We start from the raw sequence: 25080 nt of genomic DNA, 5'->3' as shown, positions 1-25080 counted from the left end.
AACGTGCGGTCAGATGCGTGCGTGTGCGCCGCCACGCGGACCGGCCACCAGCCATGCGATGAAGCCGAGAACCGGCAGGATCAGGATGGCAAGGGTCCAGACGATCTTGGCGAGCGTGGACGCGCCAGAGGTCAGTGTCTGGTAGATTGCGTAGATGTCGGCGATGAGGATCAGTAGACCCAGAAGACCATATTCCATTGGTTCAGCTCCCGTTTAGCTATCTAGGGAGACAACGTGCTCGCGCCCGTCGGGTTCCCTCGACGTCAAAATTGGCAAGGCGGGGCCGGGAGTGTCGGGCGTGCATCAAGCCCGCTCAGAGCGGCTTTTGGAGGGCGCGAGTGGAGGCCCGAACGGTTGTTTGGGGAAGCGGGTGGAGCCCGGTCAGACTTGGCACGGACCGTCCTGTTTGCCGCTTTAGGGCGCGGCGTGGACCGGCAGGTCGACCGCCGTCGCGGGGCCCCGTCCGGGGCCCCTCTGGGGTCTGATATCAGATACCGCTGCGTTTGGCGGCCGCATCTGCCGGGGCCACGCGTGCCACGGATTGGATGGCGCCAAGGCCGTCGTCGCCCTTCCACTGGAAGGCGATGTCGATGCGGTCGCCGGTGGCGAGGTCGACCGGAACCACCAAGTCCGCCGGCAGGGTCCAGACCGTCTTGTCGGTCAGGACGAGGGTGTGGGTGGCCGGGGTCCAGCTGTGGACGGTGCCAGTGGTCTGATCGGCCAGGACCGGACCTGCGACGAGGGCGGCCAGAGCCGCGATAAGCGTGAAACGCATGGGATTTGCCCGAAGGGAGGATGGCGCTCTAGGCGCGATCCCCGCGCTTGCAGCCGCCGGGCGGAGCCTCACGCCCGGATGACGCGAAGATGACATGCCCGTGCCTCTTTTCAAGTGGCCGTGGTAAGAGCTTTTCTTGAATGGCGGCTTTTTGCCAGCCGTTTCGACGCGCCCAGTCAGAAGATCTTGCCGTTTGAGCAGATGCGCTGCACGAACGTGGCGATCATCGGCTTGCACAGCTCGACCGGTTGGGGATTGTACATCTCTTCCGGCGCAGCAGAGTGCATCCAGCCGATGTAGGTTTCAGCATCGACACCCATCTCGGAAAGGTAGTCGGCGATCAGGCCGTAGAAGGCGTGGTCGTCCGGCAGAACGGTCCCGCCGCGCACCGCAAGCCGGTGAAACCCGAAGTCGTGTCGGACGGCGGCCCAGACAGTTCGTTCGGTGCCGCCGACAAAGACAAGCGGGCAGGCGGAGTAGCAGTTGCCCTCCAGTACGGTGTCCAGACCGCGTTTTCGGATTTCGCGCCCCATCTCGATGGCATCCTTGACGCTGCCACCGCCGCTGCCGAGTGCCACGGACTTCGTATCGGGATTCGCCCGCAGGACGCCCATGAAGCGGTCGTACATGCCTCTGTCGATGTCGCCGTAGACGATAATGGTCGTGCCGTCCGCAGCGATATCGGCCTGCGGGGCGGGGCTGGCGACATATGCGTCCTGCGGAACGAGCGTACCGACACAATCAAGGTTCCAGGTGTTGATCCGTTCCGTCTCGGTCTGGGCCAGCGCCGTTTTCGCTTCACCTACCCAGTTCGACAGGGATACGCCGATCTCCACGGCTTCAAATGGATCGGGCCGGTCCTTCAGCGGCGGATAGTCGAAGGTCTCCAGCTCGGAGATGACGTCGATCTGCCCAAGCATCCGGCCAAGAATGGCGCAGCGGTGCTTTTCGATATCTGTAAAGACGCCGGCCACCCCGACAGCTTGCTGAACCGAACCGCTCCCCGATTCACGCAGGCCGTACTCGATATAGGCGTCGGACGTTTTCGTGACGGCGGCGATGGCCTTTGCCCAATCGTTATTCTGGGCAAGGGCGAACGTGGGCAGGAAGAGGCAAGCAACGAGGACACGGATCATTTTTGCACGCTTGCACAGTGATCTGGGAGGAGCAAGCGCGTCGCCCGATACGCTGGCCTCATACCGACGGCCAGCGGCCAGTCAGGATGCGCGAATGAACTCGGTGACGGCCAAGGGCGCCCACTGAAGGAAGGCGCTGACGCACCGGCGCGATCACTACAATACATAGCACGCACGAAGTCGGAGGACGGCGCGATGGCGAGCCTGGGACTTGACCGGCAAGACCAGACCTGTGCGCAACATGGCACGCGCAGCCATCGCCGCGACTCATCCTGCTAGCGCTTGCGCCGCTTCACGTTTCCGCCGCGTTGGCCCGGTCGTCCTGCAGTCGAGCGGCCCCTGGACTTGGTCGCCTCCTCCGAGGCTCGCTCCACCGCTTGCTGCCGGGCCAGCGGATCGTCGGCTACGGCAAGTTCGACCGCTTCCAGCCGCTTGACCTCGTCGCGCAGGCGAGCCGCTTCCTCGAATTCGAGGTTTTCCGCCGCCTTGCGCATGTCGTTCCGCAACCCCTCCAACACGGCCTGGATGTTCGAGCCCTGGTGCTTCGGGTCGATCTTGGCCGTGACGCGGGACTGGTCGGTGTCGCCCTGATAAAGACCGGCGAGGATATCATCGACGTTTTTCTTCACTGTCTCCGGCGTGATGCCGTGTTCCTCGTTGTAGGCGATCTGTTTCTCGCGGCGGCGGTTGGTCTCCCCGATGGCACGTTCCATCGAGCCGGTCATCCGGTCGGCGTACATGATGACCCGGCCATCGGCGTTGCGCGCCGCGCGCCCGATGGTCTGGATCAGTGACGTCTCGGAACGCAGGAACCCTTCCTTGTCCGCATCGAGGATGGCCACCAGGCCGCATTCCGGGATGTCCAGACCCTCACGCAACAGGTTGATGCCCACGAGCACGTCGAAGGCCCCGAGCCGCAGATCGCGCAGAATCTCGATGCGCTCGATCGTGTCGATGTCGGAGTGCATGTAGCGCACCTTGATGCCCTGCTCGTGCAGGTACTCCGTCAGGTCTTCTGCCATGCGTTTGGTCAAGACCGTGGCCAGCGTGCGATAACCCGATGCGGCAACCTTCCGGATCTCGTCGAGAAGATCGTCCACCTGCATTTCGACGGGCCGGATCTCTACCTGGGGGTCCAGAAGCCCGGTGGGTCGGATCACCTGTTCGGTGAAGACGCCGCCGGATTGCTCCAACTCCCACGCGGCAGGTGTGGCAGAGACAAAGATCGACTGCGGGCGCATGGCGTCCCATTCCTCGAACTTCAGCGGACGGTTGTCCATGCAGGACGGCAAGCGGAAACCGTGCTCGGCCAGCGTGAACTTGCGCCGGTAGTCGCCCCGGTACATGCCCCCGATCTGAGGCACGGAGACGTGGCTTTCGTCGGCAAAGACGATGGCGTTGTCGGGGATGAATTCGAACAGCGTGGGGGGCGGTTCGCCCGGCGCGCGGCCGGTCAGGTAGCGAGAGTAGTTCTCGATCCCGTTGCAGACACCGGTCGCCTCCAGCATTTCCAGATCGAAGTTCGTCCGCTGTTCAAGCCGTTGCGCTTCAAGCAGTTTTGCCTCGCCGACGAGCTGGTCGAGCCGTTGACGCAGCTCTTTCTTGATGCCCTGGATCGCCTGCTGCATCGTGGGACGCGGCGTAACATAGTGCGAGTTGGCGTAGATCCGGATGCGCTCGAACGTGTCGGTTTTCGTTCCGGTGAGCGGATCGAATTCCATCAGGCCTTCCAGCTCCTCGCCAAAGAACGACAGCCGCCATGCGCGGTCTTCAAGGTGGGCGGGCCAGACTTCCAGCACGTCGCCGCGCACCCGGAACGTCCCGCGAGAAAACCCCTGGTCGTTGCGGCGGTACTGTTGCGCGATCAGGTCGGCCATCACCTTGCGCTGGTCGTATTCCTTGCCGACGAAAAGGTCTTGCGTCATTGCCCCGTAGGTCTCGACGGACCCGATACCGTAGATGCAGGACACGGAGGCCACGATGATGACGTCATCGCGCTCCAGAAGCGCCCGGGTGGCGGAGTGGCGCATCCGGTCGATCTGTTCGTTGATCTGGGATTCTTTCTCGATGTAGGTGTCGGACCGGGCGACATAGGCCTCCGGCTGGTAGTAGTCGTAGTAACTGACAAAATACTCGACCGCATTGTCCGGGAAAAACCCTTTGAATTCGCCGTACAATTGGGCGGCGAGCGTCTTGTTGGGGGCAAGGATGATCGCCGGTCGCTGGGTCTCTTCGATCACCTTGGCCATGGTGAAGGTCTTGCCGGTGCCGGTCGCGCCAAGAAGAACCTGATCGCGTTCGCCTTCGTTGATGCCGCCTGTCAGTTCCGTGATGGCAGTGGGCTGGTCGCCGGCCGGAGAAAAGGTCGTGTGCATGACGAAACGTTTGCCGCCCTCAAGCTTTTCACGCGTGCGCACATCCGGTGCGGCGGCCTGCAGAACGGGCATCTGTTGCGGCGAATTGTTGTGCATCCCGGTCTCCTGTCTGCGACACCGGTGGCCATGTCCGGTGCACTCGCTGCAGCGCAACGTAAGTCGCTGGTCGCCTTCGCGCCAGTGCGGTGCTGACAATAACTGTCGGCAAGGCTCTCAACGCGCGCAATGTGCGTGACGATGGGCTGTCCGTTTTCCGGTTTGCGAAGTGCCGAATACATGCGCGAACCGCTGATCTTCTGTTCGCGATATTGCCAACTTTGGTCGTAGCGCCTACCGCGCTTCTTTGACGTGACCATCTGATAACAAAAGCGAAAAGTGCCTCCGCTACATACTGTGAGAGACCCGCCACCGAGTTACCCTAAAGTAAAGATTTGCCAAAACCTGCCGCTAATATGTAGCTTTGTGGGGACAAGCAGCGCTCGGTCGCCCGGTGGCACGCACCCACCCCTCGCTCCCTGTGGCTCCGGTCGGACACCTGAGCCTGCTTGTCGACCGATCCCCTTTTTTGACAGGTCAGGATGTGACAATTGGAGCGGAGCAGCGTGTTGCCCTTCGCTGCGGAATCCCGGATAAACGTTGTGATTCATGGAGGTGTAGAAATGCGGGCACGCATCTATCAACCGGCAAAGACTGCCATGTCCTCGGGCCAGGGCAAGACGAAGCACTGGTATCTCGACTACGTGCAGGACAGCCCGAGGTCGATCGATCCGCTTATGGGCTGGACCTCCTCCGCCGATACGCAGAGCCAAGTGCGCTTGCGGTTCGAGACGAAGGAAGCGGCGCTGGCCTACGCCAAGGAGCACGGCATCGACGCGACTGTGATGGAGCCGAAGAAGCGGAAGGCGAACATTCGCGCGCGGGGGTATGCGGAGAACTTCGCAAGCGACCGCCGCGCGCCCTGGACGCACTGAGCGGCACCGAAGCGGGCGGGGGCGCCGGCATTTTCCGAAGCGAACCAAGGCTTTAGCGGAGCACCCTCGCCATGACCATCACCCATCTCGTCACCCATTCCGGGGGCTTCCACGCCGACGAACTTCTGTCGACAGTCGTGCTTACACGCTTGTTTCCAAACGCAAAACTGGTGCGCTCACGGGATGTTGACTGGATCTCTCCGGCGCCGGGGCGGGTCATTTACGACGTCGGCCGCATCTACGACGCCGAAGCGGGTATCTTCGACCATCACCAGCGCCCCGCGCCGCAACGTGAGGACGGCGCGCCCTACAGCTCTTTCGGGCTGATCTGGCGGCATTTCGGGCACGACTACCTGCGCGCGCTGGGCGTGCCCGAGGTGGACGTCTCGGGGATACACGCTTGTTTCGACAGGGAATTCGTCCTGCCTGTCGACCTACTGGACAACGGCGCGATGGAGCCTTCGGTGGCCGGGCCGCTGGCGGGGATGACGCTGCCGGTGCTGCTGGAAACGCTGAAGCCGGTGTTCGACGACCGGGGCCCCGGGGCGGATGACCGCGCGTTCATGGATTCGTTAACAGTTGCGCAGGCCTTCGTCGAAGCGGCGGTAAAGGGCCAGGCGGCCAAGCGCCGGGCGGAGGCGATGGTCATGACCGCCATCGCGGAGGCTGGTGCCTCGCGCGTGCTGGAGCTGCCCATGGGGATGCCCTTCCGCGCGGCCATTGAACAGGCGGGCGCCGATCACCTGCTGTTCGTCGTGCATCCGCGCGACGGCGACTGGGCGCTGAACACCATCCGCAAAGGCTCCAACACCTTTGAATCGCGGGCAGATCTGCCGGAAAGCTGGGCCGGTCTGACGGATACAGCGCTGGAGGCGGCAAGCGGCGTGACCGGCGCGAAGTTCTGCCACAACGCCCGGTTCATCGCGGTCGCCACGAGCCGGGAAGCGGTGCTTGAGATGGCGCGCCTTGCCGTGGCAGAGGCGGTGACGGACGCGCCCGAAGGCCTTGGCGCGGTCTTCGATCCGGCGGCGAGACAGGCTTTGTCTTAGCTTGCATGAATGGAGGGTGCGCTGCGCGAACCCTACCGCGTTAACCATTCCTTATGGTGAGTCCCGGCCGGTTCGGGGTGTCGAAACGGCCGGTTGTTAACCTCTCCGAGGCTGGGGCGAATCGCAAAAGCCGCGTTCAAAGCGGTTTGAGATCGGGATTGTGCAATCCGTGGTCCAGCGCCCGGATCAGGGGCTTCGGGTCGGATCACGGTTGCGTGAGCCTTCATCCCCGGCGCAGCTCTCCTTACCGCGAAAAAGCCCACCTGATGACCTGCCACACAGACCCCAAGACGGCGCCAACGATCATGGTCTCGGGAACCAGCCTCACCACGGAGCGAAAGACATACTGAGCATAGTCACGGTCGGGGAAAGCGGACAGGTACTGCTCTTTGGAAGGCATCGCCCCGTCGATTTTTCCGGCGGTCAAGAGCAGTGCCGAGACCGCGATCACGGTCATGATCGCAGCACCTATGGCAGCGCCGCGAACGATACGCTTGATCGGGCTGGTGGATTGCGACTGTTTGCCGGTCAACGCATCACTCAAACGTCCAGCTCAACCGCAAACCGCGCGTTTTCCTGGATGTACTGGAAGCGCAGTTCGGGCTTCTTGCCCATCAGGCGCTCTACCAGGTCGCCGGTTTCGCCCGGTTCGTCCTCGTCGATGGTCACGCGGATCAGGGTCCGGGTGTTGGGGTCCATCGTGGTTTCCTTCAGGTCTTTTGCGTCCATCTCGCCTAGGCCCTTGAAGCGCTGCACGTCGATCTTTCCCTTTCCGCCCAGACCCTTGGCCAGAGCTTCCTCCTTCGCGGCATCGTCGGCCACGTAAAGCCGCTTCGCCCCCTGCGTCAGCCGGTAGAGCGGTGGGCAGGCAAGGTAGAGGTGGCCCTGGTCGATCAGCGGGCGCATCTGGGTGAAGAAGAATGTCATCAAAAGCGAGGCAATATGGGCGCCGTCCACGTCGGCGTCCGTCATGATGATGATCTTTTCGTAACGCAGATCGTCGATGTTGAACTTTGTCCCGAGGGACACGCCGAGCGCTTCGCAGAGGTCGCGGATCTCGGCATTCGATGTCAGCTTGTTGGAGGCGGCGCCGAGCACGTTGAGGATCTTGCCCTTCAGCGGCAGAAGGGCCTGGGTTTCGCGGCTGCGGGCGCCCTTGGCGGAGCCGCCCGCCGAGTCGCCCTCGACGATGAAGATCTCTGTCCCCTCGCGGGACTTTGCGGTGCAGTCGGTCAGCTTGCCCGGCAGGCGCAGCTTCTTGGTGGCGGACTTGCGGGCGGTCTCTTTCTCCTGCCGGCGGCGGAGGCGTTCCTCGGCCCGAAGCACGAGGAAGTCGAGGATCGCCCCGGCGGACTTCGTGTCGGAGGCGAGCCAGTTGTCGAAGTGGTCGCGGACGGCGTTTTCGACCAGGCGCTGCGCTTCGGTCGTGGCGAGGCGGTCCTTGGTCTGGCCGACGAACTCCGGCTCGCGGATGAAGCAGGAGACCAGCGCGCAGCCGCCGGTCATCAGGTCGTCGCGGGTGATATTCGAGGCCTTCTTGTTGTTCACCAGCTCGCCGTAGGCACGGATGCCCTTGAGGATCGCGGCCCAGAAACCGGCCTCGTGGGTGCCGCCCTCCGGCGTGGGAACGGTATTGCAGTAGGACTGGATGAAGCCGTCGCGCGAGGGCGTCCAGTTGATCGCCCATTCGACCTTGCCCGGCACCTGGAAGCGTTCGCGGAAGTCGACCACCCCGCCGAAGGGTGCGTCGGCGTAGGTGCTGGCGGTGCCCAGCGTTTCGGTCAGGTAGTCGGAGAGGCCGCCGGGGAAGTGGAAGGTCGCCTCCGTCGGGGTCTCCTTGTCGTCGATTTCGGACTTCCAGCGGATTTCGACGCCGGAGAAGAGGTAGGCCTTGGAACGGACCATCTTGAACAGCCGCGCGGGCTTGAACCGGTGGTGGCCGAAGATGTCCTCGTCGGCGTGGAAGGTGGTGGTGGTGCCACGGCGGTTGGGGGCGGCGCCGACCTTTTCGACCGGGCCGAGCGGGATCCCGCGGGAGAAGCGCTGTTCGTAGAGCTCCTTGTTCTTGGCCACCTGCACGACCATCGAATCCGAGAGCGCGTTGACGACAGACGCGCCGACACCGTGCAGGCCGCCGGAGGTCTCATAGGCGTCGCCGGAGAACTTGCCGCCGGCGTGCAGCGTGCAGAGGATGACCTCCAGCGCGGACTTGCCGGGGAACTTCGGGTGCGGATCGATGGGGATGCCGCGGCCGTTGTCGCGAATCTCGATGGCGTGGTCGGCGCGCAGCGTGACCTCGATGCGGTTGGCGTGGCCGGCGACCGCCTCGTCCATGGAGTTGTCGAGGATCTCCGCCACCATGTGGTGCAGCGCGCGTTCGTCCGTGCCGCCGATGTACATGCCGGGGCGTTTGCGGACGGGTTCCAGCCCTTCCAGCACCTCGATGGAGGAGGCGTCATAGGTGGGTTCGACTGCGGTGTGGAGGAGATCGTCTGCCATGTATGTCCCTCGACGCGTGCTCGGTTTGTTCTGTTGATTGCCGATCAGTATGGCAGAGCCCGCGGGGCGGCGAAAGGGGAACGCCGCGCCGGGCCACTACCTATACACAGGAGATCCTCAGGTTTCGGCAGATATGGGGGTCATTCGCCGGTGCAGGGGGTGGTGTAGGCGTCGGGGTGCGCCATTGCGGCGGCCTCCACCTGCCCCTCGGGAATGTCCGCCTTCAGCACGTAATCGTCGTCGCGCAGGAGCAGGCCGTAGCCGTACGTCAGGCCCTTCGGGTCTTCGATGGCGCGCACCTTGAAGAGGCCCTTGATGCGGTCGGTCCCGCCGGGGTTGTAGCGCAGCCAGACGAGGGCGGATTGTTCGCCGTGATCCTCCGCCGTCACCATGTCCTGCGTGCGGGTGAGGAAGACATCGACGAAGACGAGGTCCCGTGCCTCCGCCCGCCGCGCGGCGGCGCCGTAGGCCTGCGCGAGCAGCGGCCCGAGGTCGTCCAGGTCGGTGCGGATCATCACCCGCTGGCTGCCCGCCCCGGTCGCGCCGGGATCGTGCGTGTCCCAGACGGAGCACCCGGCATGGGTCTGCGTGGCGAGGGCGAGAAAAGTGGCGGTCAGGGCGCGGATCATGAAACGGGCTTTCCTGGCAAAGGGTCTGGACAAATGTCTGCCGCGAGTGTGCCGGGGGCAGGGGCGTCCGGCAAGAGGTCTTGGGGAGGTGCGGGGCCCCGGATGATGGCCTTAGCCTTGGTTGGCTGCCGTTGGATTCGGCCCGTGAGCCTTGGTCCCGGGCGCGGACTCAAGGCCGAAGGCCGCTGCGCCTTCCTGATGTCGCAACCGCAGGGAGCCACCAATGCAAGCTTGATTGTGCCGTTGCGTTGAGCCAACCCGCAATAGGGTAGAGCCTATGTCCCGGGCGCGGAATCAAGGCCGAAGGCCGCCGCGCCATTGACGGGCCGCCCCCTCGGCCCGGCGATCTGATTGGGCTGGGGCATGACCTTCGAGGTCCTTCGGATGTGTCACGATAAAGCGCACCCGCTCTGGCTCCGGATCGCCGAACCGCGGCCCGTCAATGGCGCGGCTCGGCACAATTTATCCCAACGAATTGCCCACACAGTAGTGTCCTATCAATTTTCGTGCTTGTTAGTGAATGTTGCACGATCGCGACCTGCGTTATGCTGTCCGTCGTCTCGTCATCCCCGTTGGAGCTTTGCACTTTGTTACAGCCAACAGGGCGGCGACGTCCGGGTCTAACTGCAATTGTTCAAGTGTGTGGATGCACTTGATACCTGTGCCCAAGACGTTGCAACTATGGTCCCCCGCAAAGCGTGAGCTTAGTTCAGTGAAATATCGAGTTTCGGGAATTTCAAAGTTCGCGATTGTTTTGTTTGCAAGTTGGTAGACCGCGTGGCTGACAAAGTCGGCCACCTCCATTGCTTCATCCTGACCCTTTTTTAGTTTTGTGATGCAGAATGGATTGAAGCCTGAAAACACCTGAGATTGTAAGTAAAGTGGATTTTTCTTAACCTTTTCGAAGTACCTCAGCATCGCGTCGTAATCATGGTTTCTTTCTTCCAAAACGACTCGCAACTGGTTTGGGTTGTAGTCAGTATCAGAAAGGTATGACAGCACCTTCTCCAAAAGATATTTCAGGCACTTGTTGTAAAACCTTTGGGAGTCAAAGTTGATCGTGTCCTTGTACTCTTTCAGGGTTGCTTTGTTGGAGATCACGGCAAAGTATCGAACTGGAAGGCTTCCCAAGGTTCGCGCTAATAGCACTTTCTCAGAATGCCCCAGATCCGTAGCGTGTTTCCATTTTGTTTTACCAATTTTGGTTTTGAACTCGGAAATTCGCTTCCTTGCAATGATTTCTGAAGCCGGCTGAAACACAGCAGCGCCTAGCACAAAGTATGGGGACGCACCGGGAGAAGTTCCGTTCCGAATTTTCGCTACTCCGGTTTCTCCACTTTCATCGACAAAGACTGTATACTGCATTCTTCGCTCATGACTGCCTCGATTCCTTTAAGGCGTCTCTAATAGCACGTTTCTAGCTGCTATTCTACTTGAGCCGTTCATTTGTGAGAGCCATTTCCGAGACTACGCATGTAGATACCTCCCGCCATCCCTCTCCGACATCCGGGAAAAAAGCGTCCGCTTCTTCCACAACCGTGTCGACCTCGGTGATCAGCAGGCGGTGGGCGAGGGGGAGCATGGCTTCGTAGATCCTCTGTCCGCCGATGCCGTAGATGCGGAAGTAGCCTTGGGACTGCGCCAGGGCGATGGCGTCCTCGACGGAGCCCACCACGTGCTCATGCAGGGAGGTGTCGCGGGAGACGACGATGTTCAGGCGGTCCTTCAGGGGTTTGAAGGGCAGCGACTCCCAGGTCTTGCGGCCCATGACGATGGCGCCTCCGAGGGTCTCGCGTTTGAACATCGCGAGGTCTTCGGGGATGTGCCAGGGGATGTCTCCGTCCTTGCCGATGGCGCGGTTGCGGTCGTGGGCGGCGATGAGCGTGATCATGTCCGGCCCCCTTACACCGCGACCGGCGCCTTGATGCCGGGCGCGGGATCGTAGTTGTCGAAGGCGAAATCGTCGTAGCGGAAATCGAAGAGGTCGGTGACCTCGCGGGTGAAGCGCAGGGTGGGCAGCGGGCGGGGCGTGCGGGAAAGCTGGAGGGCCACCTGATCCATGTGGTTCGAATAAATGTGCGCGTCGCCCATGGTGTGGATGAAGTCGCCCGGTTCGTAGCCGGTCACATGGGCGATCATGTGCTGGAGCAGCGCGTAGGAGGCGATGTTGAACGGCACGCCGAGGAACATGTCGGCGCTGCGCTGGTAGAGCTGGAGGTGCAGCTTGCCGCCCGCGATGCGCACCTGCCAGAGCGTGTGGCAGGGCGGCAGCGCCATGTCGGGCACGTCGGCGGGATTCCAAGCGGAGACGATCAGCCGGCGGGAGTCGGGCGCGGTGCGGATCATGTCGAGCAGGGTGGCGATCTGGTCGATCTCGCCCTTGCGGGAGGGCCAGTGGCGCCACTGGTGGCCGTAGACCGGGCCGAGGTCGCCGTTCTCGTCCGCCCATTCGTCCCAGATCGAGACGCCGTTGTCCTTGAGGTAGCCGATGTTGGTGTCGCCGGAGAGGAACCACAGCAGTTCGTGCACGATGGAGCGCAGGTGCAGCTTCTTCGTGGTCACAAGCGGGAAGCCGTCGGCCAGCGGATAGCGGCATTGCAGGCCGAAGTGGCTGCGGGTGCCGGTGCCGGTGCGGTCGGTGGTGTCGGTGCCTTCCTTCAGGACAGTGCGGAGGGCGTCGAGGTACTGCTGCAAGGGAATCCCTCCAGTTCTGGGGGTGGGGTCAGGGTTGGCCGCAAGATATAGCCGAGGCTGCGGCGGGTAAAGCGGTGCATCCCGCCGAAAACCGGCCGAAGTGGGGCGATTATGCCGCACATTCGCCGCAGGTCCGGCGGGCAAGAGGCGGTGAAGATTGACTTTTCCACAGGGGTCCCGCAGGCTGATGCACAAAATAAAAGGCAAGACCTGAGGCAGTCATCATGTACCGGATTTTCGCAGCGCTCGCGCTGGCGGGTGTGCTTGCGGCGTGCTCTTCCAGCGGCGGCGACAGCCCCCTGACCAGCTCGGATTCCGTAGGCGTGGGGACCTGCAACCAGCCGCTTGTCGCGGACGACGCGGAGTGCGCGACGGACGACAACACCACATCGACCCCCGTCGATCCCACCGATCCGGACGTCTACGCGCAGCAGTTCAGCGACGACCTGACGGTCAGCGGGATGAGCTATGACACCGCCTCGGGCGAGCTGGTGCTGGACAACGTGCCGTTCGACGGAGACGACAACGTCTATCGCCGCAACGCCACCGCGTCCAACCGGATCAACGCCACCAGCGGGTCGAGCTTTGGCTTCTTCGGTAACGACCGGGGCACAGCCGGCGCGCCCACGACCGAGTTCTTCGCCGTGTTCCGGCGCTCGCCCGACGATTACAGCCAGGTCGGCGCCATGGGCACCAACCGCTATGTCAGCTACGGCTTCGGCGGTGCGGCGGCGCAGCGCCTGAACGGCGACGGATCGCTGCCAAATGCCAACCAGAGCTATGTCTTCCAGGGCGAATACGCGGCGGTGCGCACCATCGTCGAGGAAGGCACCAACACGGTCGTGCAATACGTGTCCGGCACCTCGCGGATCGAGGTGGACATCCAGGACTTCAACAACGTGGGCGCGGTCGAGGGGATCATCGCGGACCGCCGGTTCTTCGACCTGAACGGTGTCGAGGTGCCGGAGATGGCGGGCGGCGTGGGCGACTTCGTCTCGCTCGCCACGGCAGAGATCAATTTCGACGACTGGACGATCACCGCGTCCGATGCGACGCTTTTCGTGCCGAATTCCGTCGACAAGGACACAACCAACATCGCCGGCGCCACGCCCAATACCCAGAGCACCACGGGCAACTGGGCGGGTCTGTTCGCCGGTCCGAACGGCGAGGAAGTGGCAGGCATCGTCTTTGTCGAAGGCACGGGCCCCGTGGGCATCGACACCTCTACCGGCTCGCCCATCATCCTGACCCACAACCAGGTGCGGGAGACCGGGGTCTTCCAGGCCAAGCGCTGAGCCCATGACGTCGCTGGCCCGCCTGCTGTGCCGGGGGATCTGCGCGTTGCTGACGGCGGTTGTGCTGGCTGTTCCTGCCACGGCCGACACGGCGCGCCCCGACGCCCTGCGCATCACGCTGGACGAGGCGCGGCAGGCGGCGGCCAACGCGCTGATGGCGGGCCGGGCGGAGGATGCTTTGATCTTGTCGCAGGGGGTGCTGCTGGGTGCGCCCGAGGACAAGACGGCGCTGTTCATCAAGGCCCGCGCCCTGCGGCAACTGGGCAATCGCGACGCGGCGGTAGAGACCGCGCGGATGGCCTGGCAGACCTCCGAGACGCCGCGCGACCGGTTTTATTCCGCGATGATGATGGCGCAGATGCGCAGTTTCGCCGGGCAGAACGGGGTGGCGCAGCTTTGGCTGCGGCGGGCGGTGCAGCTTGCCCCCGACGACCGGTTGAAGGAGATCGCGGTCGAGGACTTCCGTCACGTCCGCCGCATCACGCCGTGGCGGTTCGCAATGGACCTGTCCTTGCAGCCTTCGGACAACCTCAACAACGCGCCGACAGAGGACACGCCGGTGCCGGGGGGCGTGATCAAGGTCACGCCGCCGCTGTCCGGCCTGCGCTACGGCGCGGGTGTGCAGATGCGCTACATCAAGCCGCTGGCGCCCCGGGTGCGGTTGCAGTTCTCGGGCTTTGCCCATGGATCGGCGGTGCGGCTGTCGGACGAGGCGAAGAACGTGCCGGGCGCCGATGCGGGGGACTACAGCAGCGCGGTGCTGGGCGGCTCCGTGACGCTGGAGGGCATGGCGCAGGACGGCGGACGGCTGGGCCGCGCCCAGTTGAGCCTGCGCCGCCAGTGGCAGGGCGGCGACCCGATTGCCGATATCGCGCGGCTCGACCTCGGGCTGGACCAGCGGCTGAGCCCGACGGTCGGGCTTGGCCTCAGGCTGGGGTTCGAGGACGTGAAGCGCCTGGATTCCCCGGTGGGCGACGCGCAGCGCCGGGACGCGGGCCTGTCGCTGACGAAACGCTTCGCGCATGGCGCGCTGACGCTGGACATGGGCGTGGGCGAGACGTTCTCTGCCGCCTACAACGTCGGGCGGCAGGATGGCAGCGTCGGCCTCAGCTATGCCTTTGCGCAACCTGTCGCGGGCGTGCTGCCGACGCTCAGCTTCGATTACGGGGTCTACAACTACGACGCGCCCTGGATCGGGGCGCCGAACGGCCCCGCGCGGCAGGACCGGCAGCGCCGTATCGGCGTGGACCTGCTGTTGCCGGAGTTCGATTATTACGGGTTCGCCCCCGAAGTCGGGGTTTCCTTCACCGACCGAAAGTCCAATTATAACCTCTACGAGACCCGCAGTACGGATATGCGGTTCGGATTGAAATCTGTGTTCTGATCCTTTGGCGCGGCGCGCATTCCCTGCGAAGGGGCGTGTGTCCCCGAAGGTGGGACGAAGGAGGAAGACGTGGGCATCAAGTATCTGCACACGATGGTCCGGGTTAAGGACCTGGACAAGTCGATCGAATTCTACAAGCTGCTGGGCCTGGTGGAGCGCCGCCGCACCGAGAGCGAGAAGGGCCGCTTCACGCTGGTCTTCATGTGCCCGCCGGACATGGCGGACGGCCATGCGGACGTGGAACTGACCTACAACTGGGACGGCGACGAGGGGCTGCCTTCGGATTCGCGGCACTTCGGGCACCTGGCCTACACGGTGCCCAACGTCTACGAGATCTGCCAGGCGCTGATGGACGCGGGCGTGACGATCAACCGGCCGCCGCGTGACGGGCACATGGCCTTTGTCCGGTCGCCCGACAACGTGTCCATCGAGCTGTTGCAGCAGGGCGATGCGCTGCCGCCGCAAGAGCCATGGGCCAGCATGGAGAACACCGGGCATTGGTGAGGCGTCTCGCCAGCCTCTGTCTCTGCCTCGCGGTGCTGATCTCCGCGGGGCAGGCGCAGGCCTGCCGGCTGGCGCTTGCGCTGGCACTGGACGTGTCGTCCTCGGTGGACGCGCGGGAGTACGCCTTGCAGCGCAACGGGGTCGCGGCGGCGCTGATGGCCGAGGACGTGACGGCGGCGATCCTGTCGGGTGAACCCTCGGTCTGGATCGCGGTCTACGAATGGAGCGGGCGGCAGCAGTCGGTCGTGGTTCAGGACTGGGTTCTGCTGGACTCGCCACGCGTCATCGCAGAGGTGGCGGCGCGCATCTCCGGGCACCGGCGGTCCTTTTCGCGCTTTCCCACCGCGATGGGCTATGCGTTGGGGTTCGGCGCCGGGCTGCTGGCGCGCGGCCCCGAGTGCGAGCGCCGTGTGATCGACGTGTCGGGCGACGGCGTGACGAACGACGGCTTCGGGCCGCAGCTTGCCTACCGCCATTTTCCCTTCGGCGGCGTGACGGTGAACGGGCTGGCTGTGCTGGGGGCCGATCCGGGCGTGGTGGAGCATTTCGAGTTCGAGGTGCTGCATGGGCCGGACGCCTTCCTTGAGACCGCGCAGGGATATGAGGGGTACGAACGCGCGATGGTGCGCAAGCTGTACCGGGAGATCGAGAACCGCGTTGTGGGCGGGCTGGAAGCGCCCGACCGGCCGCGCCGGGAGGGCCCCGGGTGAGGCTGGCCCTCGCGGCTGCTCTGGGCCTTGCGGTATGGGCTGCGCAGGCGGAGGCGGCCTGCCGCCAGGCACTGGCCCTGGCGCTGGACGTTTCCGGATCGGTCGACGGCGAGGAGTACCGGCTGCAACTGGACGGGCTGGCGGCGGCGCTTCTGCATCCGGAGGTGCAGGGCGCCCTGTTCGCGATGCCCGAGGCGCCGGTGGCGCTGGCGGTCTTCGAGTGGAGCGGGCCGGAGGCGCAGCGCCTGCTGGTGCCCTGGACCGTCGTGGACAGCCCATTGGCGCTGGCGGGGATCGCCGGGCGGCTGGAAGGCACGGCGCGGGTCGGCGGCGAGACCTCGACCGCGATCGGCGCGGCCAAACGGTTCGGCGCGGGATTGCTGGCGCAGCAGTCCGGGTGTTGGCGGCAGGTGCTGGACGTGTCGGGCGACGGCACCTCGAACACCGGGCCGCGCCCGCAGTTCGTGCGCCCCGAGGCCATCACGATCAACGGTCTGGTGATCGGGCCGGGCACGGCGGACGACGTGGGCGCACTGGCCGCCTATTACGAGGCTTACGTGGTGCAGGGCGCCGATGCCTTCGTCGAGACGGCGGCCGGTTTCGCCGACTTCGAGGATGCCATGGTGCGCAAGCTGAAGCGCGAATTGCAGGTGATGGTGGTGTCGGCCCGCTAGGGCGTGCGGCTGTCGCATGGTGCGCCGTTACAGGCGGGCAGGAAAACCGGGCAGGGCAGAGGCGCGATTGCGCGGATCACGACATTGACCGTCGGTGTCAGCCAGTTCCATGCGAAAAACGAAAAAAAAGCGCCGGCAAGATGGGCGCGCGTCGTATGTCGGGATCTGGGGGCGTTTGGACCGTGGCATCGGTTCTCGGAGGGGCGCTGCTGCGCTGCGTCCGGAACGTGGGCGCCGTGGGGAAGAGCCTGGCCATTCTGGCCGGGGCGCGTCGGGGCGCGGGCTCAGTAGATATAACGGATCTGATCCGTCCAGTAGCGTTCGACACGCCGCAGGGCCGAGGTGATCTCGTCCATGCCGTCGATCGAGATGACCGCCTTCGTCTGGAGGCCGTCGGCGTGGCGTCCGAAGAGTTCGGAGACGATGCTCCGGATTTCCCGGCCGCGCTGGGTGAGACGGACGCGCACGGAACGGCGGTCGATCTCGCACCGCTGGTGGTGCATGTAGCCCATTTCCACCAGTTTCTTCAGGTTGTAGCTGACGTTGGAGCCCTGGTAGTAGCCCCGGGTTTTCAGTTCGCCTGCCGTCACCTCGTTATCGCCGATGTTGAACAGCAGGAGCGCTTGCACCGCGTTCACGTCGATGATCCCCAATCGCTCGAACTCATCCTTGATGACGTCGAGAAGCAGACGGTGGAGACGCTCCACCAAGCTTAACGCATCGAGGTAGCTCGCCATGAAGCCCTGCTCGGGACTCTTGTCCATGGACGAATGTATGCTCATAGATTTTCTCCGCCTGTTTTGATTGACGGCAGCTTTCCGGGAAAAACGCAAATATCGGGTTAAACCGTCGTGAAACCCCGGAAAATTCGAACGATATGCGATGCTTGGTTAATGGGCGTTCGGCAGGACCGCAGCCGCCTTCGCGCGGGGACGGATTTGCAATTTGCAGCGAAAAGCGCTAGAACTATGCACTTGAGAAAAAAATGGGCGAACACATCGCGTGATTGAGCAGTTCCGGCACTTCTGGGGCGACTATGTCGCTCCGCTCTACAAACGTCCCGAACGTCTTCAGTTCGCGGCGCTTTGTTACCGTGGGCACGGGGCCGACACGCAGATCCTGCTGATCACCAGCCGCGATACCGGGCGATGGGTTCTGCCGAAAGGGTGGCCGATCAAGGGCCTCGATTCCGCCGGCTCCGCCATGCGCGAGGCCTGGGAAGAGGCGGGCGTTCGCGCCGGTCGGGCGTCGAAGTCGCCGCTGGGGGATTTCGTCTACGGCAAGGCGCTGCCGGGAGACTGGAGCATCCCGGTCCGTACCCTCGTCTACGCCGTGGAGGTCGAGCAGCTTCTGGACGACTACCCGGAGGTGTCGCAACGGCGTCGCGTCTGGGTCAGCCCGAAAGAAGCTTCCGAAATGGTGAACGAGCCGGGCCTGAAGGACCTCCTGCGCGGATTCCGCGCCAAGGCGCCCGATCTGCTCTGACCCGGCCCGAGCCGATTGAAATCGGTGTCCAGACCCCATAAACACCCCCGAATTGCGCGCCGGACCTGCGCGAATGACCCGATGGGAGGGGCGGCACTTGGCGGGAAACGATCATCATCCGAAGCACCTTGAGACGCTGGACCGCGACCTTGGCCGCGTCCAGATGCTGGAGCTTGCCACCGCCTATGTGGCGAAACCCGTGGCGGGCATCGGCATCGCCGTGGTCTTCGTGGTCTTCGCCGCGCTTCTGGCGACGCTGCTGTTCGGAGGGTCCGGCCACGGTGTGACGATTGTCATCGCCTCGGTCTTCGGGGCCTACATGGCGCTGAACATCGGTGCCAACGACGTTGCCAACAACATGGGGCCTGCGGTGGGCGCCAATGCGCTGACCATGGGAGGGGCCATCGCCATCGCCGCGGTGTTCGAAAGCGCGGGCGCGCTGCTGGCGGGCGGCGACGTGGTATCGACCATCGCCAAGGGCATCATCGCGCCGTCGAGCATGGGATCGCTCGACATGTTCATCTGGGCGATGATGGCGGCGCTGCTGTCGTCGGCGCTGTGGGTCAACCTCGCCACCTGGATCGGTGCGCCGGTGTCGACGACGCACTCTGTCGTGGGGGGCGTCATGGGCGCAGGCATCGCTGCGGCGGGCTTTGGCGCGGTGGGCTGGAGCACGATGGGACTGATCGCGGCAAGCTGGGTGATCTCGCCTCTGATGGGCGGCCTGATCGCCGCCGGGTGCCTGTGGTTCATCAAGTCGCGGATCATCTACCGCGAGGACAAGATCGCCGCGGCCCGCGTATGGGTGCCGGTGCTCGTGGGGGTCATGGCGGGGGCCTTTGCCGCCTACCTCGCGATGAAGGGGCTGAAGCACCTCGTGAAGATCGACCTGAAGACGGCGCTGACGCTGGGGCTGGCGATGGGCGTGCTGATCTGGCTGGTGATGATCCCGGTGGTGCGGCGCCAGTCCGAGGGGCTGGAGAACCGCAACAAGTCGCTGAAGGTGCTGTTCGGCGTGCCGCTGATCGTCTCGGCGGCGCTGCTGTCCTTTGCGCATGGCGCCAACGATGTGGCCAATGCGGTGGGTCCGCTGGCCGCCATCGTGGAGGCGGCGCGGTCGGGGCATTTCACCGACGGCTTCGGCATCCCTTTCTGGGTCATGCTGATCGGCGCCGTGGGGATCTCGTTCGGGCTGTTCCTGTTCGGGCCGAGGCTGATCCGGATCGTTGGTTCGGAGATCACCAAGCTGAACCCCATGCGTGCCTATTGCGTGGCGCTGTCGGCGGCGATCACGGTGATCGTGGCAAGTTGGCTGGGCCTGCCGGTCAGCTCCACCCACATCGCGGTGGGTGCGGTGTTCGGTGTGGGCTTCTTCCGCGAATGGGATTCGGAGCGCCGTCTGCGCAAGGCGCGCATGGCGATGCCGGAGCGGCCGCGCTATTCGCCGGAGGAACGTCGGCGGCGCAAGCTGGTGCGGCGTGCGCATTTCATGACCATCGCGGCGGCCTGGATCGTGACGGTCCCGGCGGCGGCGCTGCTGTCGATGGTGATCTTCTGGAGCATCCGGGCGATGGTCGCCTGAAGCCCGCCGGGGCCAGTTCCGTGCCAGCTTTGGGCCGGTGGCCGTGATCGTGGTGCGGCGGACGGATGGGGCCGGGACAGAGACCCGGCCCGCAAGGACTTAGCGGTTCCCGGCGACGCTTGCGATCTCGGCGATGAGCGGGGCATGGGCCGCGGGCGCGGGGCGCTGACCGGAAATCCACTGGTAAAGATCCTGGTCGTTCTCGTCGAGCAGTGCCTCGTAGGCGTCCAGCGCAGCGGGGTCCAACGCGGCAAGACGCGCCTCGGCGAAGCGCATCAGGAGAATGTCCATTTCCTTCGTGCCGCGCCGCATGGACCGCATGGTCAGCCGTTTCAGCCGGATGTCGTGCGTTTCGCGGATTGCCTGTTCGGTCAAAGCGCGGCCTCCTTCAGCGCCTGCCGCAGGCGCTTTTCCAGTTGTCCCAGCTTGTCGGTGCGCGCCTTGATCTGCACGCGCAGCGCGCGCATCTCGGCGAGGATCTCGGTGAAGTCGGCCCCCATGGTCGTGTCTTCTTCCGGGTTGCCGACGCCCTCGCCTTCACCGGTGATGAGCCAGACCATCGACACGTTCAGGATTCCGGCCACCATGCTCAGCTTGTTGGCGCGGGGTTCGGACAGGTCGTCTTCCCACCGCTCAAGCGTGGTCAGCTTGATCCCGAGATTTTTCGCCAGCGTCTCCTGCGACATGCCCTGTGCCTCGCGGGCGGCCGCCAGCCTGTCGCCCAGCGTGGCGACGTCCGGGCCGTACCAGTCCGTGTCCTGCATGTGTAAGCTCCCTTGCGCAACCGCCTGATCGGGGTATGAGTGAACCCTATGATACCCCGTCCCCAAAGACAAACCGACGAGTTCCCCATGCCTTTCCTGTCCGAGACGCTTTCGAGGGTGAAACCCTCTCCGACGGTTGCCGTGACGCAACTGGCCCGAGACCTCAAGGCGCAGGGCCGCGACATCATCAGTCTCGGCGCCGGCGAGCCGGACTTTGACACGCCCGACAACATCAAGGCTGCGGCGATTGCGGCAATCGAAGCGGGGAAAACGAAGTACACCGCGCCGGACGGCATTCCCGAGTTGAAAGAGGCGGTTTGCGCCAAGTTCCGTCGCGAAAACGGGCTGGAGTACACGCCCGCGCAGATCAGTGTGTCGACGGGCGGGAAGCAGGTTCTTTACAACGCGCTGATGGCGACGCTGAACCCGGGCGACGAGGTGGTGATCCCGGCGCCCTTCTGGGTCAGCTATCCCGACATCGTGCGGCTGGGCGGCGGCGAGCCGGTGATCGTGGAGGGCGAGCGGCAGCTTGGCTTCAAGATCACGCCGGAGGCGCTGGAGGCCGCGATCACGCCGAAGACCAAGTGGTTCATCTTCAACTCGCCGTCGAACCCCACGGGCGCGGGCTATTCCCGTGCCGAGCTGAAGGCACTGACCGTCGTCCTGATGCGCCATCCGCACGTCTGGGTGATGACCGACGACATGTACGAGCACCTGGCCTACGACGGGTTCGAGTTCGTGACCCCCGCCCAGGTGGAGCCGGGGCTTTATGACCGGACGCTGACCTGCAACGGCGTGTCGAAGGCCTACGCGATGACCGGCTGGCGGATCGGCTATGCCGGCGGGCCGGAACACCTGATTGCCGCGATGCGCAAGATCCAGGGCCAGTCCACGACCAACCCCTGTTCGATCAGCCAGTGGGCCGCGGTCGAGGCGCTGAACGGCCCGCAGGATTTCCTCGCGGAGCGGTCGGCGGCTTTCAAGCGGCGCCGGGATCTGGTCGTCGACGGGCTGAACGCCTGCCCCGGCATCTCCTGCGCGGTGCCGGAAGGCGCGTTCTACGTCTATCCGTCGGTCGCGGACTGCATCGGCAAGGTGACGCAGGCCGGGACGAGGATCACCGACGACGAGACCTTCTGCACCGCGTTGCTGGAAGAGCAGGGCGTGGCCGTGGTCTTTGGCGCGGCCTTCGGTCTCAGCCCCAATTTCCGCGTCAGCTATGCCGCCTCGGACGAGATGCTGACGGAGGCCTGTGCGCGTATCCGCCGGTTCTGCGAGGGGTTGAAAGACGGGGAGGGCAACTGATGGCCGATCTTCCCGCCTTTTACTTCCGGGTGCGCGACAACGGCGCCGCCGTCTTCCGCGTCGACACCGAGAACCGCCAACGCCGGATCGAGATGGAACAGATCGCGGTGCTGAACCTGAACCGCAACGAGATCAAGCCGCAGGGCGACGCGACCTTGTCCGATGACGACCTGGCCGAGATCCGGCGCTGGATGGCCGAGCGCAGGACATTGCTGGCAATGCGCGACATCGACGACATCCACCGCTGCGTCGACTACCTCAACACCACGACGCAGTGGGCGCAGTCGAAAGCCACCGACGACCAGCTTGAGGAAGTGACGGATGCGCTGCTGCTGGCGATGCACGATCTGCGCAGCGTGCTTGTCCGAAAGAAGGCCGACCGGGTGATGAAAACCTGACCAATCCGCCTGTATCCCGCTCATTTCGGCGGTCTTTCGCCGGAACGGGGGCCGCCTGGACGGGCCGTGGGCTTTTACTGGCATACGTCATGCTCTAAGTGGCGGATATGCCCATTGAGCCTACAAAACGTGCTGAAACTGCGGCACCGGGTCTTACCACCCTTCAGCGTCCCTTGTTCCCGCTGGCACCCGACGCGGTGCGCGCGCTGCTGCTGAGCGACGATTGAGGAGGCGTGCCGGGGCGCGCGGTGCCCGAACGGCGATGCCTGCACGGAAACGATCCGCCCGAGTCCAGATGCCCGCTTGTGCCGGGACGGCGTCGGCTGACCGATTGTCCGGCATGGTGGGATGCTGCATTTTACCACCCCGACGACGATGGCCGGGCAGAGTCCGCCTCATGCGGACTGGTTCGATACGGGAAACAATTCCCGGCATTTGCACGGACAAGACAGTAAAAATTTGACTTGCCCACAGGGATTGCTAGCCTTGCGCGGGGAATTCTGCGAGTCACCATTCCGACGTCACCAAGGGGAACATTATGAAACTCATTCTCGCGGCGGCCGCCGCATTTGCGCTTTCGGGCTCCGCTGCCTTTGCCTGGGGCGACATGTACATGGGGGATCCGACCAACAACCCCAATTCCAACATGCTGGTCCACACCTACAACGCGCCGAACTACTGCCCCGCCGGTCTGCAGCCGGTGTCGGTCGGGGGCGTGATCTGCTGCGGCAACCCGAACGCCGGTCCCTACGTCGACCGTCCGGGCAAGGTCTATCGCAAGCCCGCGCCGCGCAGCTATGCGCCGGTGGGCGTCAAGGGCGTGGCCGTGCCGGGCGACAAGGGCGTGGTTTACCGCTGATCCGCAAGGACCCTTGGCATTGTGTGTCAGGCCGCGTATAGCCGCGGCCTGATTTCTTTTGTGCGAACGCCGGAGGCCGACCCATGCAGGGCAGCGCGAATCTCAACATCATGATGAAGGCCGCGCGCAAGGCGGGACGATCGCTCGTGAAGGACTTCCGCGAGGTGGAGAACCTGCAGGTGTCGATGAAGGGCGCCGGGGACTTCGTCAGCAAGGCCGACATCGAGGCGGAGCGCATCCTCAAGGAAGAGCTGATGGGCGCGCGTCCGACCTACGGCTGGCTGGCCGAGGAGGGCGGCGAGGAGCCGGGGCAGGACCCGACGCGCCGCTGGATCGTCGACCCGCTGGACGGCACCACGAACTTCCTGCACGGCCTGCCGCACTGGGCGATTTCCATCGCGCTGGAGCATAAGGGCCAGATCGTGTCGGCCGTGGTCTTCGACGCCGCCAAGGACGAGATGTTCTATGCGGAGCGCGGCGCGGGCGCCTGGCTGAACGACAGCAAGCGCCTGCGCGTCTCGGGCCGCCGCCGTATGGTGGAGGCGCTGTTCGCCACGGGCGTGCCCTTCGGCACAAAGCGCACGCTGCCGGCCACGATGAAGGACCTCGCCCGGCTGATGCCGGAATGCGCGGGTGTGCGCCGCTTCGGTGCCGCGTCGCTCGACCTCGCCTACGTGGCGGCGGGCCGCTACGACGGCTACTGGGAGCGTGAGGTGCAGATCTGGGACATCGCGGCGGGCTACCTGCTGGCCAAGGAAGCCGGGGCGCTTGTCGAAGGCGTGCGCGAGGACCAGGACCCGCTGGAATCGGGCGCCATCCTCTGCGCCAACAACGACATCTTCACCACCTTCGCAAAGGTCCTGCGGGGGGAGTGACCCCGCAGGCCGGGGCCGTCAGCCGAGGGTCGGCCAGTCTCCGGGATTGGCATCGACGGAGAAGTCCTTTTCCGGTTCCTTCTTCGCCGGGATGTAGAACAGCACGTGCTTGAGCATGTCTCGCTGGTTCTGCGTGGCGGATTTGACGTGGCTCAGTTCAACTTCGACGGTCGAGAGGTTGACGTTCTTCAGTACGCCGTTGACCACAAGGTCGACGTTGAACAGGCTGCGGAGTGCCCCGTAGGTAATGCCGATGTACTTGAATTGCGTGCTGTCGTACTTGATGTGGATGTGCGGATAGCCATCCGGAGACTCCGCCGAAGCCGTCGTGCTCGAATAGAGGTTCGTGAACCCTCCGGACGTTTTCTTTTCCCAGCTGGTGGTCAGCAGGTGCTCGCGCGCTTGGGCAAAGGGCATGAGGGGCATGTGGGGTCTCCGTCCGTGGCACGTGTCTTGCCGGTTCGCGGCGTCGCACCACGGAGGCCGGGGCGTGCGTCAACCACGAAAACCCACGCCGGGTGACACAGTGTCGTCTCAACTTTCCGTTGCGGCAAGAGTTTTCCCGATGGTGCCATCTTGCCCGTCTTCAAGGCGGCGGAGCGGCCTTGCCATCTGCACCGGGGGAGGCCGGCGGAACCGCCCCGTGGGGTGCCGGCAAGACACCGCCGCCTCCGCCATGTTGACGCTTGGTCAAGATTGGGCTTGCCGATGGCGCGGGGGCTGTCCTACGCTTTGCAGATTGTTGTCCGCATGGGAGTTTGACCTGTCATGACGGTGCGCGGTTTTCGGTTTTTCATGGGCGGAATGCTGGCTTGCCTATTGGCGGCGGGCTGCGAGCCGGAGGTCGGCACGGCCGGCCAGATCGAGGTCGACGGCGTGCGCTACACCGTCAGCTTCAGCAAGTCGTACAAGCAAAAGACGTGGTATTACGTCGATCTGCCGGGTCGGCCAAAAGTCAGTTGCGGCGAGCAACCCAGCGACTGCGAGCAGGTGATCCGCGACTACCTCGACAATCCGGAGGGGCCGCCGCAGCCGCCCCCTCCGCCGGACGCCGAGGACCCGCCTGGCACCGGAGACGTGGAACCCGAGGTGGAGCCGGGCCGCGACGCGTGATCCG

The 25080-nt window shown here is 64.4% G+C and carries 28 protein-coding genes; 14 read left to right on the top strand and 14 right to left on the bottom strand.

Annotation, left to right across the window (positions count from 1 at the left end; all coding sequences use genetic code 11):
- Window positions 1-9: 9 nt before the first annotated feature.
- From ABFK29_RS20110 to uvrB, 4 genes are all read right to left on the bottom strand, one after another.
- The gene (locus tag ABFK29_RS20110; RefSeq protein ID WP_005860190.1) at window positions 10-198 is read right to left on the bottom strand and encodes a PLD nuclease N-terminal domain-containing protein; all 189 of its coding nucleotides are present in this window, start codon (window positions 196-198) and stop codon (window positions 10-12) included.
- 289 nt (window positions 199-487) lie between these two features.
- Window positions 488-775: a hypothetical protein gene (locus ABFK29_RS20105; protein WP_005860188.1), complete on the bottom strand. Its 288-nt coding sequence runs from the start codon at window positions 773-775 to the stop codon at window positions 488-490.
- Window positions 776-951: 176 nt separating this feature from the next.
- A complete protein-coding gene (locus ABFK29_RS20100) occupies window positions 952-1911 on the bottom strand; it encodes a hypothetical protein (RefSeq protein WP_005860186.1) in 960 nt (319 codons plus the stop codon).
- 275 nt (window positions 1912-2186) lie between these two features.
- On the bottom strand, window positions 2187-4382 hold the full coding sequence (gene uvrB, locus ABFK29_RS20095) for an excinuclease ABC subunit UvrB (RefSeq protein WP_005860184.1): 2196 nt from the start codon (window positions 4380-4382) through the stop codon (window positions 2187-2189).
- Between the two features lie 563 nt (window positions 4383-4945).
- Between uvrB and ABFK29_RS20090 the strand changes: the two genes are divergently transcribed.
- Both ABFK29_RS20090 and ABFK29_RS20085 read left to right on the top strand, forming a co-directional pair.
- A complete protein-coding gene (locus tag ABFK29_RS20090; protein ID WP_005860181.1) occupies window positions 4946-5257 on the top strand; it encodes an ETC complex I subunit in 312 nt (103 codons plus the stop codon).
- 71 nt (window positions 5258-5328) lie between these two features.
- Entirely contained in the window at window positions 5329-6306 is a 978-nt protein-coding gene (locus ABFK29_RS20085; RefSeq protein ID WP_005860180.1) for an MYG1 family protein, read from the top strand.
- Between the two features lie 244 nt (window positions 6307-6550).
- On the opposite strand, the gene ABFK29_RS20080 is transcribed toward ABFK29_RS20085, so the two are convergent.
- The 6 genes from ABFK29_RS20080 to ABFK29_RS20055 form a co-directional block, all read right to left on the bottom strand.
- Entirely contained in the window at window positions 6551-6838 is a 288-nt protein-coding gene (locus ABFK29_RS20080; RefSeq protein WP_157136521.1) for a hypothetical protein, read from the bottom strand.
- 8 nt (window positions 6839-6846) lie between these two features.
- Window positions 6847-8805 carry a DNA topoisomerase IV subunit B gene (parE, locus tag ABFK29_RS20075; RefSeq protein WP_005860174.1) on the bottom strand — a complete coding sequence of 653 codons (1959 nt, stop codon included), beginning with the start codon at window positions 8803-8805 and terminating at the stop codon, window positions 6847-6849.
- A gap of 140 nt (window positions 8806-8945) precedes the next feature.
- Window positions 8946-9434, bottom strand: a complete 489-nt coding sequence (locus tag ABFK29_RS20070) for a hypothetical protein (RefSeq protein ID WP_005860172.1) — start codon at window positions 9432-9434, stop codon at window positions 8946-8948.
- Between the two features lie 543 nt (window positions 9435-9977).
- Window positions 9978-10799 carry a DUF3800 domain-containing protein gene (locus ABFK29_RS20065; protein WP_083803463.1) on the bottom strand — a complete coding sequence of 274 codons (822 nt, stop codon included), beginning with the start codon at window positions 10797-10799 and terminating at the stop codon, window positions 9978-9980.
- A 64-nt stretch (window positions 10800-10863) separates the two neighbouring features.
- Window positions 10864-11325 carry a dihydrofolate reductase gene (locus tag ABFK29_RS20060; protein WP_005860168.1) on the bottom strand — a complete coding sequence of 154 codons (462 nt, stop codon included), beginning with the start codon at window positions 11323-11325 and terminating at the stop codon, window positions 10864-10866.
- A gap of 11 nt (window positions 11326-11336) precedes the next feature.
- Window positions 11337-12128: a thymidylate synthase gene (locus ABFK29_RS20055; protein ID WP_005860166.1), complete on the bottom strand. Its 792-nt coding sequence runs from the start codon at window positions 12126-12128 to the stop codon at window positions 11337-11339.
- A gap of 224 nt (window positions 12129-12352) precedes the next feature.
- Here ABFK29_RS20055 and ABFK29_RS20050 point away from each other — a divergent pair, with 224 nt between their 5' ends.
- The 5 genes from ABFK29_RS20050 to ABFK29_RS20030 all read left to right on the top strand — a co-directional run bounded on the left by ABFK29_RS20050 (window position 12353) and on the right by ABFK29_RS20030 (window position 16695).
- Window positions 12353-13423, top strand: a complete 1071-nt coding sequence (locus ABFK29_RS20050; protein ID WP_005860164.1) for a hypothetical protein — start codon at window positions 12353-12355, stop codon at window positions 13421-13423.
- Between the two features lie 4 nt (window positions 13424-13427).
- The gene (locus ABFK29_RS20045; protein ID WP_005860162.1) at window positions 13428-14807 is read left to right on the top strand and encodes a tetratricopeptide repeat protein; all 1380 of its coding nucleotides are present in this window, start codon (window positions 13428-13430) and stop codon (window positions 14805-14807) included.
- A 69-nt stretch (window positions 14808-14876) separates the two neighbouring features.
- On the top strand, window positions 14877-15311 hold the full coding sequence (locus tag ABFK29_RS20040; protein WP_005860160.1) for a VOC family protein: 435 nt from the start codon (window positions 14877-14879) through the stop codon (window positions 15309-15311).
- Window positions 15305-16021, top strand: coding sequence for a DUF1194 domain-containing protein (locus ABFK29_RS20035; RefSeq protein WP_232281578.1), 717 nt, complete (start codon window positions 15305-15307; stop codon window positions 16019-16021). Before ABFK29_RS20040 ends, ABFK29_RS20035 begins: the two co-directional genes overlap by 7 nt.
- Window positions 16018-16695: a DUF1194 domain-containing protein gene (locus ABFK29_RS20030; RefSeq protein ID WP_005860156.1), complete on the top strand. Its 678-nt coding sequence runs from the start codon at window positions 16018-16020 to the stop codon at window positions 16693-16695. The genes ABFK29_RS20035 and ABFK29_RS20030 overlap by 4 nt, the downstream gene beginning before the upstream one ends.
- Window positions 16696-16979: 284 nt before the next feature.
- Here the strand turns inward: ABFK29_RS20030 and ABFK29_RS20025 are convergent, their stop codons facing one another.
- A complete protein-coding gene (locus ABFK29_RS20025) occupies window positions 16980-17477 on the bottom strand; it encodes a MarR family winged helix-turn-helix transcriptional regulator (protein ID WP_005860154.1) in 498 nt (165 codons plus the stop codon).
- Window positions 17478-17697: 220 nt separating this feature from the next.
- Between ABFK29_RS20025 and ABFK29_RS20020 the strand changes: the two genes are divergently transcribed.
- Together ABFK29_RS20020 and ABFK29_RS20015 are read left to right on the top strand one after the other, a co-directional pair.
- Window positions 17698-18180: an NUDIX hydrolase gene (locus ABFK29_RS20020; protein WP_005860152.1), complete on the top strand. Its 483-nt coding sequence runs from the start codon at window positions 17698-17700 to the stop codon at window positions 18178-18180.
- A gap of 73 nt (window positions 18181-18253) precedes the next feature.
- A complete protein-coding gene (locus ABFK29_RS20015; RefSeq protein ID WP_198135725.1) occupies window positions 18254-19762 on the top strand; it encodes an inorganic phosphate transporter in 1509 nt (502 codons plus the stop codon).
- A 99-nt stretch (window positions 19763-19861) separates the two neighbouring features.
- On the opposite strand, the gene ABFK29_RS20010 is transcribed toward ABFK29_RS20015, so the two are convergent.
- Window positions 19862-20083: a succinate dehydrogenase assembly factor 2 gene (locus ABFK29_RS20010; RefSeq protein WP_415857462.1), complete on the bottom strand. Its 222-nt coding sequence runs from the start codon at window positions 20081-20083 to the stop codon at window positions 19862-19864.
- A gap of 50 nt (window positions 20084-20133) precedes the next feature.
- Window positions 20134-20526 (bottom strand): helix-turn-helix domain-containing protein, encoded by a 393-nt coding sequence (locus ABFK29_RS20005; protein WP_005860146.1) that lies wholly within the window; start codon window positions 20524-20526, stop codon window positions 20134-20136.
- 87 nt (window positions 20527-20613) lie between these two features.
- Between ABFK29_RS20005 and ABFK29_RS20000 the strand changes: the two genes are divergently transcribed.
- The 4 genes from ABFK29_RS20000 (at window position 20614) to ABFK29_RS19985 (ending at window position 23963) form a co-directional block, all read left to right on the top strand.
- On the top strand, window positions 20614-21831 hold the full coding sequence (locus tag ABFK29_RS20000; protein WP_005860144.1) for a pyridoxal phosphate-dependent aminotransferase: 1218 nt from the start codon (window positions 20614-20616) through the stop codon (window positions 21829-21831).
- Window positions 21828-22229, top strand: a complete 402-nt coding sequence (locus tag ABFK29_RS19995; RefSeq protein WP_040604716.1) for a hypothetical protein — start codon at window positions 21828-21830, stop codon at window positions 22227-22229. Before ABFK29_RS20000 ends, ABFK29_RS19995 begins: the two co-directional genes overlap by 4 nt.
- 538 nt (window positions 22230-22767) lie before the next feature.
- Window positions 22768-23088, top strand: a complete 321-nt coding sequence (locus ABFK29_RS19990; RefSeq protein WP_005860141.1) for a hypothetical protein — start codon at window positions 22768-22770, stop codon at window positions 23086-23088.
- Window positions 23089-23171: 83 nt separating this feature from the next.
- Complete coding sequence (locus ABFK29_RS19985; RefSeq protein WP_005860139.1) at window positions 23172-23963, top strand: inositol monophosphatase family protein; 792 nt, start codon at window positions 23172-23174, stop codon at window positions 23961-23963.
- Window positions 23964-23981: 18 nt separating this feature from the next.
- Here ABFK29_RS19985 and ABFK29_RS19980 read toward each other — a convergent pair whose 3' ends face one another.
- Window positions 23982-24389, bottom strand: a complete 408-nt coding sequence (locus tag ABFK29_RS19980) for a hypothetical protein (RefSeq protein ID WP_040604693.1) — start codon at window positions 24387-24389, stop codon at window positions 23982-23984.
- A gap of 342 nt (window positions 24390-24731) precedes the next feature.
- Here ABFK29_RS19980 and ABFK29_RS19975 point away from each other — a divergent pair, with 342 nt between their 5' ends.
- Window positions 24732-25076 carry a hypothetical protein gene (locus ABFK29_RS19975; RefSeq protein ID WP_005860136.1) on the top strand — a complete coding sequence of 115 codons (345 nt, stop codon included), beginning with the start codon at window positions 24732-24734 and terminating at the stop codon, window positions 25074-25076.
- Window positions 25077-25080 lie beyond the last annotated feature (4 nt).

Origin of the sequence: Sagittula stellata E-37 (genome assembly GCF_039724765.1) — a bacterium.
In the GTDB taxonomy this organism is placed as follows: Bacteria; Pseudomonadota; Alphaproteobacteria; order Rhodobacterales; family Rhodobacteraceae; genus Sagittula; species Sagittula stellata.
The sequence above is the reverse complement of the archived record's forward strand: the minus strand, read 5'-3'. Positions and strand labels throughout refer to the sequence as shown.